The organism is Pseudomonas sp. B21-036 (assembly GCF_024748925.1).
Taxonomy (GTDB): domain Bacteria; phylum Pseudomonadota; class Gammaproteobacteria; order Pseudomonadales; family Pseudomonadaceae; genus Aquipseudomonas; species Aquipseudomonas palmensis.
The window spans coordinates 966,350-983,548 of record NZ_CP087178.1 but is presented as its reverse complement, the minus strand read 5'-3'; the positions used below and the strand labels follow the sequence as shown (position 1 = coordinate 983,548).

Annotated in this window: 3 protein-coding genes; all 3 read right to left on the bottom strand. The window is 68.0% G+C overall.

Annotation, left to right across the window (positions count from 1 at the left end; all coding sequences use genetic code 11):
* Positions 1–21 precede the first annotated feature (21 nt).
* The 3 genes from LOY33_RS04260 to alaC all read right to left on the bottom strand — a co-directional run bounded on the left by LOY33_RS04260 (position 22) and on the right by alaC (position 17,068).
* On the bottom strand, positions 22–15,030 hold the full coding sequence (locus LOY33_RS04260; RefSeq protein ID WP_258661818.1) for an autotransporter-associated beta strand repeat-containing protein: 15,009 nt from the start codon (positions 15,028–15,030) through the stop codon (positions 22–24).
* Positions 15,031–15,277: 247 nt separating this feature from the next.
* Positions 15,278–15,652 (bottom strand): YkgJ family cysteine cluster protein, encoded by a 375-nt coding sequence (locus LOY33_RS04255; RefSeq protein ID WP_100633003.1) that lies wholly within the window; start codon positions 15,650–15,652, stop codon positions 15,278–15,280.
* A gap of 180 nt (positions 15,653–15,832) precedes the next feature.
* Positions 15,833–17,068, bottom strand: coding sequence for an alanine transaminase (alaC, locus tag LOY33_RS04250; protein WP_043864411.1), 1,236 nt, complete (start codon positions 17,066–17,068; stop codon positions 15,833–15,835).
* Positions 17,069–17,199: the final 131 nt, after the last annotated feature.

Here is a 17,199-nt window from a genome sequence, read left to right as displayed (position 1 = left end):
GCCGTGATCGTCGTTCGCCGCCTAGAACCCCATGCTGAAACTCACCGTTACCGCATGGTCGCGGGTGTCGCTGGACAGCTGCCCCGAATAGCCCAGGCCCAGTTTGCCGGCCTGCCCGATCGACAGGTCCAGCCCCGCCTCGACCACCGCCGCATCGCGGGCGATCGGCACGCCCTGGGTGGTGAAGCCGGCGCCGCCCTCGATGAAGCGCAGGTCGGCATCGGGCTTGGTGTCGCCGTAGGCATGCCGCCAGCCCAGGCTGCCACGCGGGGTCAGGGTGCTGCCGTTGGCCAGCTTGAACGCCTTGCCCGCCCGCAGGCCCACGGTGGAGAAGGTGATGTCCTGGTCGGCACTGGCCTTGAGCCGCGCCGCGCCGCCCTTCTCGCGTGCAGTGTCGCTGTCGTAGTTGACGTAGGCCAGGCCCGCGAACGGTTCCAGCGCCACGCCGCCTGCCTCGATGGCGTAGCTCACCTCGCCGAACACCTGCGCGGTGCGCGCCTTGTACTTGGCCTTGAGGCGGTCGTCGTAGCTGCCGATGGCGACGTCACGCTTGCTCTCGATGTCGTGCCAGCTGTACGCCGCACCCACGCGGGCCGAGAAGGCATCGAGCTGGTAGCCCAGGTAGGTGGCCAGGTGGTAGCTGTCGATGCTCGCATCGGAACGGCGGCCGCTGGCATCCAGGTCGCTGCGGGTATAGCCGGCGGCCACGCCCACGCGCCAGTCGCTGTTCAGGCTGCGGTCCACCCCGAGCAGGAAGCCCTGCACGTTGCGGTCGATGCTGGCGCTGTTGCTGTTGCCGTCCATCTTGCCCCAGGTGCCCAGTGCCTGCGCCCAGCCCACGGCCTCGTCGTGGCAACCGTCGCTGGTGAGCTGGTTGGCGTTCGGTGCCAGGGCCCGACGCGGATCCTCCTCGCGCATGCAGCCTGGCTGGCGCAGGCGGTCGTTGACCGCTTCGCGCACGTAGCGCGAGTCTTCGATCAGCGCACTGGCGGTACTGGCATGGATCTCGCCCGACAGGCTGTCCAGCGCCGCCTGAACGCCACCACGGTTCTGCGCCATGACCGCGCCCAGTACCGCCGCCGGTGCCCCGCTGCTGCCCAGTGCGCCGGCCACGGCCTGCTGGTTGGGGGTCGAAGCCACATCGCCGAGGCTGGTGCCGTTGCGGCTGATGGTGACGCCGACCTGGTTGCTGCCGTAGTTGAGGGTGGTGTCGTAGAACGGCGTATCCGGCAACTGCACGGTGGTGAAGGTGCCGTTCACCCCGCCGCCGGCAGTCACCACGGTGTACTGCGCGTTGCCCGAGGCCGGTGCCGAGTTCAGCACCACCAGGCTGCCGCCCAGGTTGGCCGTGCCGCCCACGGTCAGGCCGCTGCTGGCGGGGTTGCCGACCACCACCTGCAGGGTGCCGCCCGGGGCGTTGGTGAAGTTGCCGCCGACCTTGAGCCCGCTGGCCGGGTCAGGCTGCACCACACCGTTGTTGACCAGCGAGCCCACGCTGCCGTTGCCGCTCAGTGCGGCACCGGCCCCCACCGTGACCTTGGCCCCGAGCATCGTGCCCGGGTTGGCCGCATTGCCCACCAGCAGCAGGCCCTGGTTGACCGCCAGGTTGCCGCTGAACGGCTGGTTGCCGGTCAGCAGCAGGCTGCCGCTACCCTGCTTGACGGTGTTGCCGGTGCCGCTGAGCACACCGTTGAAGCGGCCGTCGGTGTCCTGCTGGAACACCAGGCTGGCGTTGTCGACGATGTTGCCCTGCAGGCTGGTGGTGTTGCCCACCAGCGTACCGCCGCTGATCCTGGTGCCGCCGGTGTAGGTGTTGGCGCCGCTCAGGATCAGCGTGCCTGCGTCGAGTTTTTCGATACCGCCCGCGCCCACCAGCGGCGCCGAGATCTGCGTGCTGTCGCCGGTGTTCACGCGCACTGCGGCCAGGTCGCCATTGGCTGCATTGACCGGTGTCAGGCTGCCGCCGCTGCCGGCCACCAGCTGGTAGCCGCCGGTGAGGAACTGCAGGCCGGTGAAGGACTGGTTGCCGGCCACGGTGACGGTCCCCGCCTGACCACCGAACACGCCGAACTGCGCATTCCAGGTTTCGCTCAGGTTGCCGTTGACGTCGGTCCAGTTGGTGCCGTTGCCCCAGGTGCCGCTGCCGCCACCGATGGTGCCGTCGGCGTTGGTCTTGCCGCCGTTCCAGAACTGCAGTGCGCCACCGGCGCCCTGCACCACCAGGTTGATCTGCTGGGCGATGGCCGTCTGCAGGGTCAGTTGGCCTGGCAAGGTGCCGCCTGGCAGCAGGCCGAACAGCAGGCCGTTGTCGGTCAGGTTGCCTCCGTAGCTGAACAGCTGGTAAACGCCGCTGCCGAAGCCACCGGCATTGCTGATGTTGAGCGTGCCATCAAGGGTCAGGTCGCCCGCCACCTTGACCACGGTGGTCGAGGCCGATGCCTGCCCGAGCGCCAGGTCGACATTGCTGCCGGCATCCAGGTTGAGCGCGCCGACCTTGAGTGGCGTGGCGCCGCTGCCCGCCGCCAGGGTCGCACCGCTGGCCAGGTTGACCGTGCCGGCGTAGTTGCCGCTGCCGCCCAGGGTCGCCCCGTTGTTGACCTGCACCGTGGCACTGGCCAGGCTGCCGTTGACCAGCAGGCTGCCGGCGTTGACCGTGGTGGCGCCGGTGAAGCCGCTGTTGCCGGTCATCAGCAGTTGCCCGCTGCCGTTCTTGATCAACGTGCCGCTGCCGGTGAGGTTGCCGGTGTAGGTACCGTTGCTGGCCTGTTCGAAGGTCAGCGCGGCGTTGTTGAGGATCGCGCCCTGCAGGCTGCTGGTATTGCCCTGCACGCTGCCGGCGTTGAAGGTGCTGCCGCCGCTGTAGGTGTTGGCACCGCTCAGCAGCAGTGCGCCATTGCCGTTTTTCACCAGGCTGCCGTTGCCGCTGATCACCCCGTTCAGGGCCAGGTCGTGGCTGCCGCCCAGGGTCAGTTGCGAGGCCAGGCTGACGGCGTTGCCCAGTTGCAGGTCAAGCGTGCCGTCGAGCTGCGCAGTGCCACCCACCGTGAGCGCGCCGCTGCCCAGTGCAGCGTTGTCGCCCAGGGTCAGGCTGCCGGCATTGAGGCGCGTACCGCCCTGGTAGGTGTTGGCGCCGGCCAGGGTCAGGTCGGCCGTACCGTTCTTCACCAGGCTGCCGCTGCCGCTGACGAGGTTGGTGAGATCAAGGTCATTGCTGCCCGCGATGGTCAGCGCACCGCCGAGCGTCACGGCGTTGCCCAGGGTCACGGCCTGGTTGGCATCCAGCGTGGTGCCGTCGGCAGCCGTCAGCGCACCGCTGCCCAGGGCGGTGTTGCTGCCCACCACCAACGTGCCGCCGTTGAGCTGGGTGCCGCCGGTATAGCCGTTGTTGCCGTTGAGCACCAGGGTGCCGCCTTCGAGCTTGGCCAGGGTGCCGCTGCCGTTGATGTCCACGTTCAGCGTGGCGCTCACGCCGTTGCCGATACGCACGTTGCCGGTGCCCTGGGCACCGTTGGTGAGGTTCAGCGCGTCACCGCTCAGCACGTAGCCGTTGTCGAGGAACTGCAGGCCGTTGACGGTCTGCACACCATCGACGGTCACCGCGCCGCCCGTGCCCTGGAACACCGCGAAGGTGCCGTTCCAGGCCTGGTTGAGCGCTCCGTTGGCATCGGTCCAGTTGGTGCCGCCGACGCTCCAGACACCGGCGCCGCCGTCGACCGATCCATTGCCGACGGTCTGGCTGCCGTCCCAGAACAGCACGTTGTTGTTGCTGCCGCCCACCACCAGGTTGACCTGGTTGTTGACGGCGGTCTGCACATCCAGATCGCCCGCGATGACCCCATTGGGCACGCTGCCGATGGCCAGGCCGTTGTTGGTCAGCGCGCCGCTGTAGTCGATCAGGCGATACACGCCCGCACCGAACCCGCCCAGGTCGGTGACATTGAGCTTGCCGTCCAGGGTCAGGTTGCCGCCCACGTTGATCAGCGCCGGGGTACCCACCACAGGGGCGCCCAGGGCCGCATCCAGGTTGGCGTCCGCGCCCAGTACCAGCGAGCCGACGCTCAGGGTATCGCCGCTGCGCAGCGACAGGTGCCCGCCGTCGGCGACGGTCAGCGCGCCGCCGAGGCTGCCGGTGCCGCCCAGGGTGCTGCCGCTGTTCACCGTGACCGTGCTGCTGGCCAGGCTGCCATTGACGATGAGGCTGCCGCCGCTGACGGTGGTGGCCCCGCTCAGGGTATTGCCACCGCCCAGGGTCAGCGTGCCGGTGCCGGTCTTGTCCAGCGTACCGGTGCCGCTGAGCACCCCGCCGAACGTGCCCTCGCCCACTTGCAGGCCGGTACCGGCGCCCACGTTCACGGTGCCGCTGCCGCTGAGCTCGCCCAGGTTGGTGGTGCCGCCCAGGTTGAGGCTGGCGCCGTTGCCCAGGTTGAGCTCGGCCGGGTTGCCGAGTGCACCGCTGCCCACCGTGCTGAGGCTGCCGGAGAGAATGTTGAGGATGCCGCTGAAGCTGTTGTTGCCGCTGAGGGTGAGGTTGGCCGCACCGTTCTTGTTCAGGGTACCCGCACCGCTGAGCACGCCGGCCAGGGTCAGGTTGTTGGTGCCCGCCACGTTGAGCGTGCCGCCCACATCCACCGCGTTGGCCAGGGTCATGGCGCTGGTGGTGGTCAGGGTGGAGGTGCCGCTGACACTCAGGGCACCGCTGCCCAGCGCCGAGCCGTTGCCCAGGGTCAGGTTGCCGGCACCCAGCTGGGTGCCACCGCTGTAGGTGTTCACCCCGGTGAGGGTCAGGCCGCCGCTGCCGGTGTGGTTCAGGCTGCCCGTGCCACTGATGACGCCGCCCAGGGTGAGGTTGTTGCTGCCCGGCAGGGTCAGGCCGGCGTTGAGCACGATGGCATTGGCCAGTGACAGCGCACTGCCATTGACCAGGCTGGAGGCGCCACTGACGGTGAGCGCGCCACTGCCCAGCGCCCCGGCGTTGCCGACATTCAGGGTGCCGCTCTGCAGTACGGTACCGCCCGTGAAACCGTTGGCACCGTTGAGCGTGAGGCTGCCGCTGCCCTGCTTGGTGAGGCTGCCGGCGCCGTTGACCAGGCCATTGAGGGTCAGGTCGTTGCTGCCGAGCAGCGTCAGGTTGCCGCTCAGGTTGAAGGTGTTGGCCAGCGCCAGCGCGCTGCTGCTGTCCAGTTGCGTGCCCGCGGCCGCGTTGAGGGCGCCGACGCCCAGTGCGGTGTCACTGCCCAGTACCAGCGTGCCGGCATTCAGGGCGGTAGGGCCGGTGTAGCTGTTGTCGCCGTTGAGCGTCAGGCTGGCGCCGCCCGCCTTGAGCAGGCCGCCGGTGCCGCTGATGTCACCGTCCAGCGTCAGTGCGTTGCTGCCGGCAATGCTCAGTTGGCCGAGCAGGCCAATGGTGTTGGCCAGGCTCACCGCCTTGTTGCTGTCCAGGGTGGTGCCATTGGCCGCAGTCAGCGTGCCACTGCCCAGCGCGCCGTCATTGCCGACCACCAGGGTGCCGCCATTGAGCTGCGTGCCGCCGGTGTAGCCGTTGGCGCCGTTGAGCACCAGCGTGCCGCTGTCGAGCTTGGCCAGGGTCGCGCTGCCATTGACCGGCAGGCCCAGGGTGGCGGTCACGTTCGGGTCGACACGTACCGCAAAGCTGCCACTGTTGCCGTTGACGGCGTTGAGCACGCCGCCGCTGCCGGCGACCAGCTGGTAGCCGTCGGTGATGAACTGCAGGGCATTGACGGCCTGGCCACCTTCGACCGTGACCACGCCGCCCGCAGCGCCCTGGAACACCGCGAACTGCCCCTGCCAGACGTCGTTGACGGTGCCGTTGAGGTCGGTCCAGTTGGTGGTGGTGCTGTTCCAGGTGCCGCTGCCGCCCTGCACCACGCCATCGGGGACAGTGCCCGCCCCATCCCAGAACTGCACGATCAGGTTGGGCGAGTTGACCAGCACGTTGACCTGGCCGGTAATCGCGGTTTGCAGTTGCAGCTCGCCGGGCGTGACGCTGCCCGGCAGGCTGCCCAGCACCAACCCGTTGTTGGTCAGCGAGCCGTAATCGAACAGGCGATAGATACCATTGCCGAAGCCGCCGTCATCGGTGATGTTGAGCGTGCCACCCAGGGTCAGGTTGCCGGCAACACTGAACAACGAGGTACCGCCGGTGACGGGCGAGCCGAGTGCGACGTCGATGCTGGCGTTGGGCGCCAGCGCCAGCGAGCCGAAGCTGAGCTGGGTGCCGCTGGTGCCGGCCAGGTGGCCGCCGTTGACGATGGTGGTCAGCCCGCCCACGCTGCCGCTGCCGGTCAGGGTCGCGCCGGAATTGACCGTCAGGTTCCCCCCGTTCAGGGCGCCCGACACGTTCAAGGTACCGCCGCTGACCTGGCTGGCGCCGCCCAGGTTGCTGATGCCGGCAAGTTCCAGCACGCCGGTGCCGACCTTGTTCAAGCCGCCGCTGCCGACCAGGGCACCGGCGAAGACGCTGTCCAGGTTGGTACTGCCCAGGCTCAGCGTGCTGCCCAGGCCGATATTGGTGGTGCCGCTGCCGGTGAGTGCACCGATGCTGGTGTTGCCGTTCAGGTTCAGGTCGGTGCCGCTGCCCAGGTTGACACTGGCGACATTGCCCAGGGCGTTGCTATTCAAGGTGGTCAGCATGCCCTGGGTGATATCGAGTGTGCCGCTGAAGGTGTTGTTGCCGAACACCACCAGTTCCTGGGCGCCGCTCTTGATCAGGTTGCCCGAGCCACTGATAACCCCACCCAGGGTCAGGTTGGCGGCCGTGTCCAGGGTCAGGTCGCCATTGACCGCGATGGCATTCAGCAGCGTGACAGCCTGGGTATTGCCCAGGGTGCTGGTGCCCGTCGCGCTCAGTGCGCCGCTGCCCAGCGCAGCGCCATTGGTGACGGTCAGGGTGCCGCCGCCCAGGCTGGTACCACCGGAGTAGGTGTTGGTGCCGCTCAGGGTCAGGTTGCCGCTACCGGTCTTGATCAGTTGGCCGTTGCCGCTGATCACGCCGCCCAGGCCGAAGTCGTTGCTGCCGTTGACGGTGAGGTTGGCATTGAGGCCGATGCCGTTGTTCACCACCACGGCGCTGTTGCCGCTGCTCAGGGTCGAGTTGCCGGTGACCGACAGCACCCCGGTGCCCAGCGCATTGTTATTGCCCAGCACCAGGGTGCCGGCGGTGAGGATGGTCTCGCCGCTGTAGGTGTTGCTGCCGTTGAGGGTGAGGGTCGCAGCGCCGTTCTTGGTCAGGTCGCCGGGGCCGTCGATCACGCCGTTCAGGGTCAGGTCGTTGCTGCCGCCGACGTTCAGGTTGCCGACGATGTTCAGCGCATTGCCCAGCGTCACCGCCGTGCTGGCATCGAGGATGGTGTTGTTGCTGGTGCGCAGGGTACCGACGCCCAGTGCGCTGTCGCTGCCCACGATCAAGCGGCCGGCACCCAGCAGGGTGTCGCCGCTGTAGGTGTTGGCGCCGCTCAGGGTCAGGTCGCTGGCGCCGGTCTTGACCAGGCCGCCCGCGCCGCTGATCGCGCCCGTCAGGGCCAGGTTCTGCGCGCCGAGCAGGGTCAGGTTGCCGGTCAGTACCAGGGCATTGTCCAGGGTCAGCGCGGTGCTGGTGTCCAGCGTGGTGGCGCCGGCGGCGGTCAGGGTGCCACTGCCCAGCGCCGTGGCCGAGGTCAGCAGCAAGCCGCCGGCATTGAGCGCGGTACCGCCCTGGTAGGTATTGTTGCCGCCCAGGGTCAGCACCCCGGTGCCGGTCTTGATCAGGCCGCCCGCACCGCTGATGTCGCCGCCCAGGGTCAGGCCGGCGCTGTTGGCTACGGTCAGGTCGGCATTCAGGCCGATGGCGTTGCCCAGGTTCAGCGCGGTGTTGCTGGCCAGGGTGGAGGCACCGCCGACCGTCAGCGCGCCGCTGCCCAGTGCGGTGGCGTTGCCTACGGTGAGGGTGCCGGCATTCAGGGTGGTGCCGCCGCTGTAGGTGTTGGCAGCGGTGAGGGCGAGGTTGCCGCCACCGGTCTTGATCAGCCCGCCAGTGCCGCTGACCACGCCCGTCAGGCCCAGGTCGGTGTTGCCGGCGACCGTCAGGTTGGCGCCCAGGTTGACCGCGTTGGCCAGGTTCACCGCAGCGCTGCTGGCCAGGGTGGACGCCCCGCCCACGCTGAGGCCGCCGTTGCCCAGCGCCAGCGCATTGCCCACGGTGAGGGTGCCGGCGTTCAGGGTGGTGCCGCCCTGCCAGGCGTTGGCACCGATCAGGGTCAGGTTGCCCGCGCCATTCTTGGTGAGGCTGCCGGCACCGTTGACCTGGCCGCCCAGGGTGATGTCGTGGGTGCCGCCAACGGTCAGGTTGCCGGCCAGCGATACGGCGTTGAGCACGGTGACATCCAGGCTGCTGTCCAGCGTGGTGCCGCCTGCTGCCACCAGGTTACCCAGGCCCAGCGCCTGGTCACTGCCCAGGACCAGGCGGCCGCCATTGAGCAAGGTGTTGCCCAGGTGGGTGTTGCTGCCCGACAGGGTGAGCGTCGCGCCACCATTCTTGCTCAGCCCGCCGCTGCCGGTGAGGTTGCCGGCAAGGGTCAGGTCGTTGCTGCCGACCACCGTCAGGCCGCCGAGCAGGCCGATGGCATTGCCCAGGGTCACGGCGCTGCTGGCGTCCAGTGACGTGCCGGCCTGTGCAGTGAGCGTGCTGGTGCCCAGTGCGGTGTTGCTGCCGACGATCAGGGTGCCGCCGGCGAGGCTGGTGCTGCCCTGATAGGTGTTGTTGCCATTGAGGGTCAGGCTGGCCGAACCGTTCTTGACCAGCCCGCTGCTGCCGCCGATCACGCCATTGAGCACCAGGTTGCTGGTGCCCGGCAGGGTCAGGTCGGCGCCCAGGTTGATCGCGTTGGCCAGGCTCAGCGGGGTGCTGGTCGCCAGGCTGGACGCGCCGGTGACGTTCAGCGCACCACTGCCCAGTGCCGCACCATTGCCCAGGGTGAGGGTGCCGCCGCCGACGCTGGTGCCGCCCTGGTAGGTGTTGGCACCATTGAGGGTCAGGTTGCCCGTGCCGGTCTTGTTCAGGGCACCGCTGCCGCTGACGATGCCGTTGAGGGTCATGGCGTTGAGGCCGTCGAGGGTCAGGTTGGCGCCCAGGTCGATGGCGTTGGCCAGGTTGGTCGTGGTAGTGCCTGCCAGGCTGCTGGCAGCGGTCACGTGCAGCGCGCCTGTGCCCAGGGCCAGGTCATTGCCCAGCAGCAGCCGGCCAGCGGCCAGGGTGGTGCCGCCGGTGTAGCTGTTGGCGCCGCCCAGGGTGAGCGTGGCAGCGCCGTTCTTGGTCAGGTTGCCGGCGCCGTTGATGCTGCCGTTCAGGGCCAGATCGTTGCTGCCGGCCACCGTCAGGCCGCCGAGCAGGTTGACGCTGTTGCCCAGGGCGATGCTGGCGTTGCTGTCCAGCGTGGTGCCGTTGGCAGCAGTCAGCGCACCGCTGCCCAGCGCCAGGTTGTTGCCCACCACCAGGGTGCCGCCATTGAGGGCGGTGCCGCCGCTGTAGCTGTTGCTGGCGTTGAGCACCAGCGTGCCGCTGTCGACCTTGCTCAGCAGGCCGCTGCCGCCCAGGGCGACACCAACCGTGGCGGTCACACCCGGATCGACACGCACCGTGGTGGCGCCATTGCTGCCATTGACCAGGTTCAGCTGGCCGGTCACGCCATTGAGCAGGCGGTAGCCATCGGTGACGAACTGCAGGCCGGTGATCGACTGCGCGCCATTGACCAGCACGTCGCCTGCGGCGCCCTGGAATACCGCGAAGTTGCTGCTCCAGTCACGGTTGCCGGTGCCGTTGACCGTGGTCCAGTTGGTACTCAGGGCATCCCAGGTGCCGTTGCCGCCCTGGATCACGCCGTTGCCGACCAGGCCGGTGCCGTCCCAGAACAACACGCTGCCATTGGCGCCACCGACCAGCAGGTTGACCTGGCTGCCGATCGAGGTCTGTACCTGCAGGTCGCCCAACTGCACGCTGCCGGGAATGCTGCCGATCACCAGGCCGTTGTCGGTGAGCTGGCCGGTGTAGTTGATCAGGCTGTAGATACCGGTGCCAAAACCGCCGATGTCGCTGACATTGAGGGTGCCGTCCAGGGTCAGGTTGCCGTTGACCTTGATCAGCGCATTGCCGCCGGTAGCCGGCGAACCAAGGCCCACGTCCAGGTTGGAGTTGGCGTTGAGCACCAGCGAGCCCAGGGTCAGGCTGCTGCCGCTGTTGGCCGCCAGGTGGCCGCCATCGGCGATGGTCACCGCGCCCAGCACGCTGCCAGTGCCGGTACTGGTGAGGGTGGCGCCGGTATTGACCTGCACCAGGTTGCTGCCCAGCGAACCGGTGACGTTCAGGGTGCCGCCATTGACCTGGGTGGTGCCAGTGAGCAGGCCGTTGTTGCCGGCCAGTTCCAGGCTGCCGCCGCCGACCTTGATCAGGCCACCGGCCCCGGCCAGGCCGCCTGTGAATACGCTGCTGGCATCCCCCGCGCCCACGCTCAGGTTGGTACCGGCCCCCAGGTTCACGCTGCCGCTGCCGGTGAGGCTGGCAAGGCTGCTGCTGTTACCCAGGTTGAGGCTGGCGCCCAGCCCCACGTTCACCGCCGAGGCATTGCCCAGTGCGCCGGCACCGACCGTGGTCAGGCTGCCATTGACCACGTTGACCGCGCCGCTGAAAGTGTTGTTGCCACTCAGGGTCAGGTCGGCCAGGCCATTCTTGATCAGGCCACCGGTGCCGCTGATCACCCCGCCCAGGCTCAGGTCGTTGTTGCCCGCCAGGCTCAGGTCGGCATTGAGTATCAGGTTGTTGCCCAGTGCGAAGCTGGCGCTGTTGTCCAGGCTGGCGTTGCCGGCCACGGTCAACGCGCCGGTGCCCAGGGCATTGGCATTGCCCAGGGTCAGGCCGCCGGCATTAAGCACGGTGCCGCCCTGGAAGGTGTTGACGCCATTGAGGGTCAGGTTGCTCGCCCCGTTCTTGACCAGCCCGGCGGCGCCGCTGATCACGCCGCCCAGGGTCAGGTCGTTGCTGCCGGCCAGGGTCAGGTTGGCACCCAGGTTGATCGCGTTGGCCAAGGCGAAGCTGGCGCTGTTGTCGAGGCTGGCCGCACCGGTCACGTTCAGTGCGCCATTGCCCAGCGCCGAGGCATTGCCCAGCACCAGCGCGCCGGCATTGAGCAAGGTCCCGCCGGTGAAGGTGTTGAGGCCATTGAGGGTCAGGGTGGCGGCACCATTCTTGATCAATTGGCCGGCCCCGGCGATCACACCGCCCAGGGTCAGGTCATTGCTGCCGACAACGCTCAGGTTGGCGTTCAGGTTCACCTGGTTGGCCAGGTTGAGCGCCACGCTGTTGTCGAGCGTGGCAGCGCCGCCCACGTTCAGTGCGCCGCTGCCCAGTGCCTGGTTGTTGCCCAGGCTGAGGCCGCCGCCATTGAGGTTGGTACCGCCTTGATAGGTATTGGCCGCGTTCAGGCCGAGGGTGGCCGTGCCCGTCTTGGTCAGGCTGCCGGTGCCGCCCACCACGCCGTTGAGCGTCAGGTTCGCGGCCCCGCCGATGCCCAGGTTGCCGGCCAGGTTGACCAGGTTGGCCAGGCTGACCGCCGTGCTGGCCTCCAGTTGGGTGTTGCCGGCTGCGTTCAGCACGCCGGTGCCCAGCGCGGTGTTGCTGCCGACGATCAATTTGCCGGCGTTCAGGTTGGTGGCGCCGCTGAAGGTGTTGGCGCCGCTCAGGGTCAGGTCGGCACCGCCGGCCTTGGTCAGGCCGCCTGCGCCGCTGATCACGCCGCCGAGGTTGAGGGCGTTGCTGCCCAGCAGGTTGAGGTTGCCGGCCAGGGTCACGGCATTGCCCACCGTCAGGGCGTTGGTGGCGTCCAGCGAGGTGTTGCCGGCAGCAGCCAGCGTACCGGTGCCCAGTGCGGTGTTGTTGCCCAGGATCAGCGTGCCGGCATTGAGCGCCACGCCGCCACCGAAGGTATTGGCAGCGCCCAGCGTCAGGTTGGCCGCGCCGTTCTTGCTCAGGCCCGAGGCGCCGCTGATGACGCCGTTCAGGGTCAGGTTGCTGGTGCCCGGCAGGGTCAGCACGCCATTGAGGACCACGGCATTGGCCAGTACCAGCGGTGAACTGTTGGCAAGGCTCGCCGCGCCGCCGACAGTCAGGGCGCCGGTGCCCAGCGCTGCGGCACTGGCCAGGGTCAGGGTACCGGCGTTCAGGGTGGTACCGCCGAGGAAGGTGTTGTTGCCGCTGAGGGTCAGGTTGGTGGTGCCGTTCTTGATCAGGCTGCCATTGCCGCTGATCAGGCCTTGCAAGGCCAGGTCGTTGCTGCCGTCGAGGGTCAGCGCGCCGTTGAGCGTGAGGGCGTTGCCCAGGGTCACGCCCGGGGCGGCGTCAAGGCGGGTACCGTCCGCCGCGATCAGTGCGCCCTGCCCCAGCGCCGTGCTGCTGCCGAGCACCAGCTTGCCGGCGTTGAGCCGGGTATTGCCCACGTAGGTGTTGTTGCCGGCAAGGGTCAGGTCGGCCGCGCCGTTCTTGATCACGCCGCCCGCGCCACTGATCGGGCCGCCCAGGCCAAGATTGGCCGTGCCGCCGACGGTCAGGTCGGCGCCAAGGTTGACCGCGTTGGCCAGGCTGAGTGCCACGCTCGCATCCAGGCTGGCGGTGCCCGTGGTGTTCAGGGCGCCGCTGCCCAGGGCGTTGGCCGCGCCCACCATCAGGCCGCCGGCATTGAGCGTCACACCGCCCTGGAAGCTGTTGTTGCCGTTGAGCGTGAGCAGCGCGGCGCCGTTCTTGACCAGCCCGCCGCTGCCCGACACCACGCCGCCGAGCGTCAGGGCATTGCTGCCGGCCAGGGTCAGGTTGCCGCCCAGGCTGATGGCATTGGCCAGGGCAACCGAGCTGGTGCTGTCCAGCGTGGTGCCATCGGCCACGGCCAGCGTGCCGGTACCCAGCGCCGCATTGTTGCCGACGATCAGCTTGCCGGCCTGCAACTGCACCCCGCCGCCGAAGGTATTGGCCGCGCCCAGGGTGAGGTCGGCCGCACCGCTCTTGATCAGCCCGCCCGTACCGCTGACCACGCCCCCCAGGGTGGTCGCGCTGGTGCCCAGCAGGCTCAGCGTGTTGGCGCCGAGCACCACGGCGTTGTTGAGGTTGACTGCGCTGCTGGCGTCCAGGCTGGCATTGGCGCCCAGGGTCAGCGCGCCGGTACCCAGCGCCGCTCCGTTGCCTACGGTCAGGCTGCCGCCGTTGAGCAGCAGGCCGCCGGTGAAGGTGTTGGTGCCCGTGAGGTTGAGGTTGGTGGTGCCGTTCTTGACCAGGCTGCCGTTGCCGCCGATGACGCCGCCGAGGGTCAGGTTGTTGCTGCCGGTGAGGGTCAGCGCACCGCCCAGGCTGATGGCGTTGGCCAGGGTCAGCGCACTGCTGGTGTCCAGGCTGGTGCCGGCGGCCGCAGTCAATGTACCGCCCCCCAGCGCGGCGGCATTGCCGAGGATCAGCTTGCCGGCGCCCAGCGTGGTACCGCCGCTGTAGGTGTTGCTGGCGGCCAGGGTCAGGTCGCCGCTGCCGGTCTTGTTCAGCGAGCCGGTGCCGCTGACCACACCGCCCAGGGTCAGCGCATTGCTGCCGGGCAGGCTCAGCGCTGCCGACAGCTGCACGGCGTTGCTCAGCACCAGCGGTACCGAGCCCTGCAGGCTGCCGGCCCCGGTAACGCTCAAACTGCCGGTGCCCAGGGCCGCTGCGTTGGCGAGCGACAGTACGCCAGCATTGAGGAAGGTGCCGCCGGTATAGGTATTGGCCCCGCTCAGGCCCAGGGTGCCGGCGCCTGTCTTGGTCAAGGCGCCGCTACCGCTGACGATGCCGGTGAGGGTCAGGTTGTTGTCGCCGATGATGCCGAGCCCGCCGGCACCGAGGGCGACGGCGTTGGCCAGCGACAGGTTGGCCGCGCCCGCACCCAGCGCGCCACCGTTGGCCGCGATGGTGCCGGTGCCGAAGGTCGAGGCGTCGTCGAACACCAGCGAGCCGCCGTTGAGGCTGGTGCTGGTGACCCCGAGCAACGCGCCGGAGAGTGTCCAGGTGCCGCTCTGCACGAGCAGGTTGTTGAAGTTGATGTAGTTGCTGGCCGAAAGCGTGCCCGTGCCGCCGGTACCGGTGCCCCCGCCGATGGCGTTCTGCAGGGCCAGGGTGTTGCTGCCGCCGGCACCGCCGTCGACCTTGCCGCTAGGCGCATACAGCAGGTTGATGCCGGCGATGCCCAGGTCGACGCCTACACCTCCCCCGCTACTGACACTGGAACCGGTGATTGCGTTGAAGCGGTTGGTGGAGTTCGCCCCCATCGACACGCCGCCACTGATCGCGCCACTGTTGGTGAAGGTATTGCCGGTGGCAGTGCCTGATGCCTGGAACGCCACGCGACCGATGATGGTGCCGGTGTTGGTCATGTTCACGCTGCCGCCGCCATACACCGCCACCACCGGGGCGTCTGGGGCCAGCACGCTGACGCCGACAATGTTCGATGAACCGATGGTGCCGTCGTTGACCAGCGTGGTAACGCCACCGTTGCCGTTCTGCACGCTCAGGGCCAGGCCGTTGAGGTTGAGCAGGCTGGCACTGAGCACACCGGTGGTGCCCTTGATCACGCCACCGCTGAAGTTGGTGATGCTGACCGTGCTGGCCGCCGCGTTGCCGACCTTGATCCCGGAGCTGAGCCCGCTCAGGATCCCGAGGAATGCGGGGTCGATGGTGCCCGAGTTGTTCAGGGTGACGTTGTTGCCGGTCAGGTTGACTGCCGTGCCGAGCAACGGCGCGTTGATCTGCGAGCCATTGCTCAGGTTAAGGGTCAGGTTGTTGGCGGAGGAACTGACGTTGCCGTTCAACCCCGGGGTGCAGGTGACCGTCGCGCCCGCACCGGGGATCAGCGGGGTACAGGCGGCACTGGCCGTTGCACTGAACAGGCCGAAAGCGATTCCCGCGGTGGCCAGGCTCACGGCCAGCGACAAGGGGCGAACACGGGTGGGGGCAAGCTTGACGGCACGTCTGTCCACGGGCGACTCCTTCGTGGATCAGGCAGTTCGTTCCTTGAATGCGTGCGACGGGTACGCCGTGGAAACTACACACACTAACGTCGAAATGCCTGACCTTGGCGACTACGATTCCAGTGCTGGAATATGTAGCCGCTTTCCCGGAGCCCTTGCGCAAAGGCGTTACGTCAAATGGTGTTAATACTTTGGCAATGGGCCCCGTGAATACAGGGCCTCGTCAAACTTACAGCGTCAGCCAACCGACGAACGGTCAGGCCACCTCCGGGTCTTCGGCGGGCCAGAACGGCTCGTTGGCTTCCAGAGGGGGCAGGCCGTGGGCGGCCCGCGCCGCGTTGCAGTCGTCGTTGGGCTGGCCATTGACCCAGGCGGCATCGAACTCGCGGCAGGGGCTGGAGCGCTGGGTATAGAGCGAACAGCTGACGCTCTTGCCGATCTCGCCTTCAAGCCCTATGCAGCGACACGGCTTGGCGTCGGTGCCGATCATCGCCACCCGGGTCGGGTTGATCTGCACCACCAGTTCATCAGGCACGACACCCCCGGCCGAGGTGCATTCACCCCAGAAAAAGGACACACGGAAATACGCGCAGCAGGCACCGCAAGTCAAACAAGGATTGTTTTCGGACATGATTTGGGAGGGGGGGGAGAAGTATCGTTGGAGGGAGAAACCCGACGATCATTCTATGCTTCGGCGTGGCGTTGAAAAGGGGGGCAGTGAAAGAAATATGGGCGGCCGACGGAAGGCGGTGTCGCGCCCTTCGCCGGCAAGGCCGGCTCCTACGGGAGCAGGCCTTGCCGGCGAGGTGCATCACGACGTGCGTGAAGCCCTGGCCGCCTTCGGCGCCTCGATGCCATCGGCACGGAACATCTGGCGGATGCCGCGCACCGCCTGGCGAATGCGGTCCTGGTTCTCGATCAGGGCAAAGCGCACATGGTCATCGCCATAGTCGCCAAAGCCGATGCCCGGCGACACGCATACCTTGGCTTCGGCCAGCAGCTTCTTGGCGAACTCCAAAGAACCCAGGTGCGCGTACTGCTCGGGGATCTTGGCCCACACGTACATCGAGGCCTTGGGGTTCTCGACCATCCAGCCGGTCTCGTGCAGGCCTTTGACCAGCACGTTGCGCCGCTGGCGGTACTGCTCGGCGATGTCGCGCACGCACTGCTGGTCGCCTTCGAGCGCCGCGATCGCCGCCACCTGCAACGGGGTGAAGGTGCCGTAGTCGTGGTAGCTCTTGATTCTCGCCAAGGCGTTGACCAGCTCCGGGTTGCCGACCATGAAGCCGATCCGCCAGCCGGCCATGTTGTAGCTCTTGGACAGCGTGAAGAACTCCACGGCGATGTCCTTGGCACCCGGCACCTGCATGATCGACGGGGCCTTCCAGCCGTCGTAGACGATGTCGGCATAGGCCAGGTCGTGGATCACCAGCACGTCGTACTGCTTGGCCAGTGCCACCACCCGCTCGAAGAAGTCCAGCTCCACGCACTGCGCGGTGGGGTTGGAGGGGAACCCCAGGATCATCATCTTGGGCTTGGGGATCGACTCGCGGATCGCCCGCTCCAGCTCGTTGAAGAAGTCCACGCCGGGCACCAGCGGCACCGAACGCACCTGGGCCCCGGCGATCACCGCGCCGTAGATGTGGATCGGGTAGCTGGGGTTGGGCACCAGCACGGTATCGCCGTGGTCCAGGGTGGCCAGCATCAGGTGGGCCAGGCCCTCCTTGGAGCCGATGGTGACAATGGCTTCGGACTCGGGGTCGATCTCGACGTCGTAGCGGTCCTTGTACCAGTGCGAGATGGCCCGGCGCAGGCGCGGGATACCGCGCGAGGTGGAGTAGCCGTGGGTGTCTTCGCGCTGGGCGACCTGTACCAGTTTTTCGACGATGTGCGGCGGCGTGGCCCCGTCGGGGTTGCCCATGCTCAGGTCGATGATGTCTTCGCCACGACGGCGCGCGGCCATCTTGAGTTCGGCGGTGATGTTGAATACGTAGGGGGGGAGACGATCTATGCGCGCAAAGCGGCGCGGCGAACCTTGGTCAGCCATGGTTACCTCGAGGACGTAAGCGCCCGGAACCGTCCGAGCGACGTTGGCCACTGCGGTGGCCGAGGCAGAAGATAGTGCCTGCAGGCAATGCCTGTAAAGTGGATTCGATCGCGGGCCGCGCAGCGCGGCCG

What these genes read in the sequence shown, in the direction of transcription:
- LOY33_RS04255 (WP_100633003.1), bottom strand. Translation starts at nt 15,652, where the DNA reads ATGTCCGAAAACAATCCTTGTTTGACTTGCGGTGCCTGCTGCGCGTAT.
- alaC (WP_043864411.1), bottom strand. Translation starts at nt 17,068, where the DNA reads ATGGCTGACCAAGGTTCGCCGCGCCGCTTTGCGCGCATAGATCGTCTC.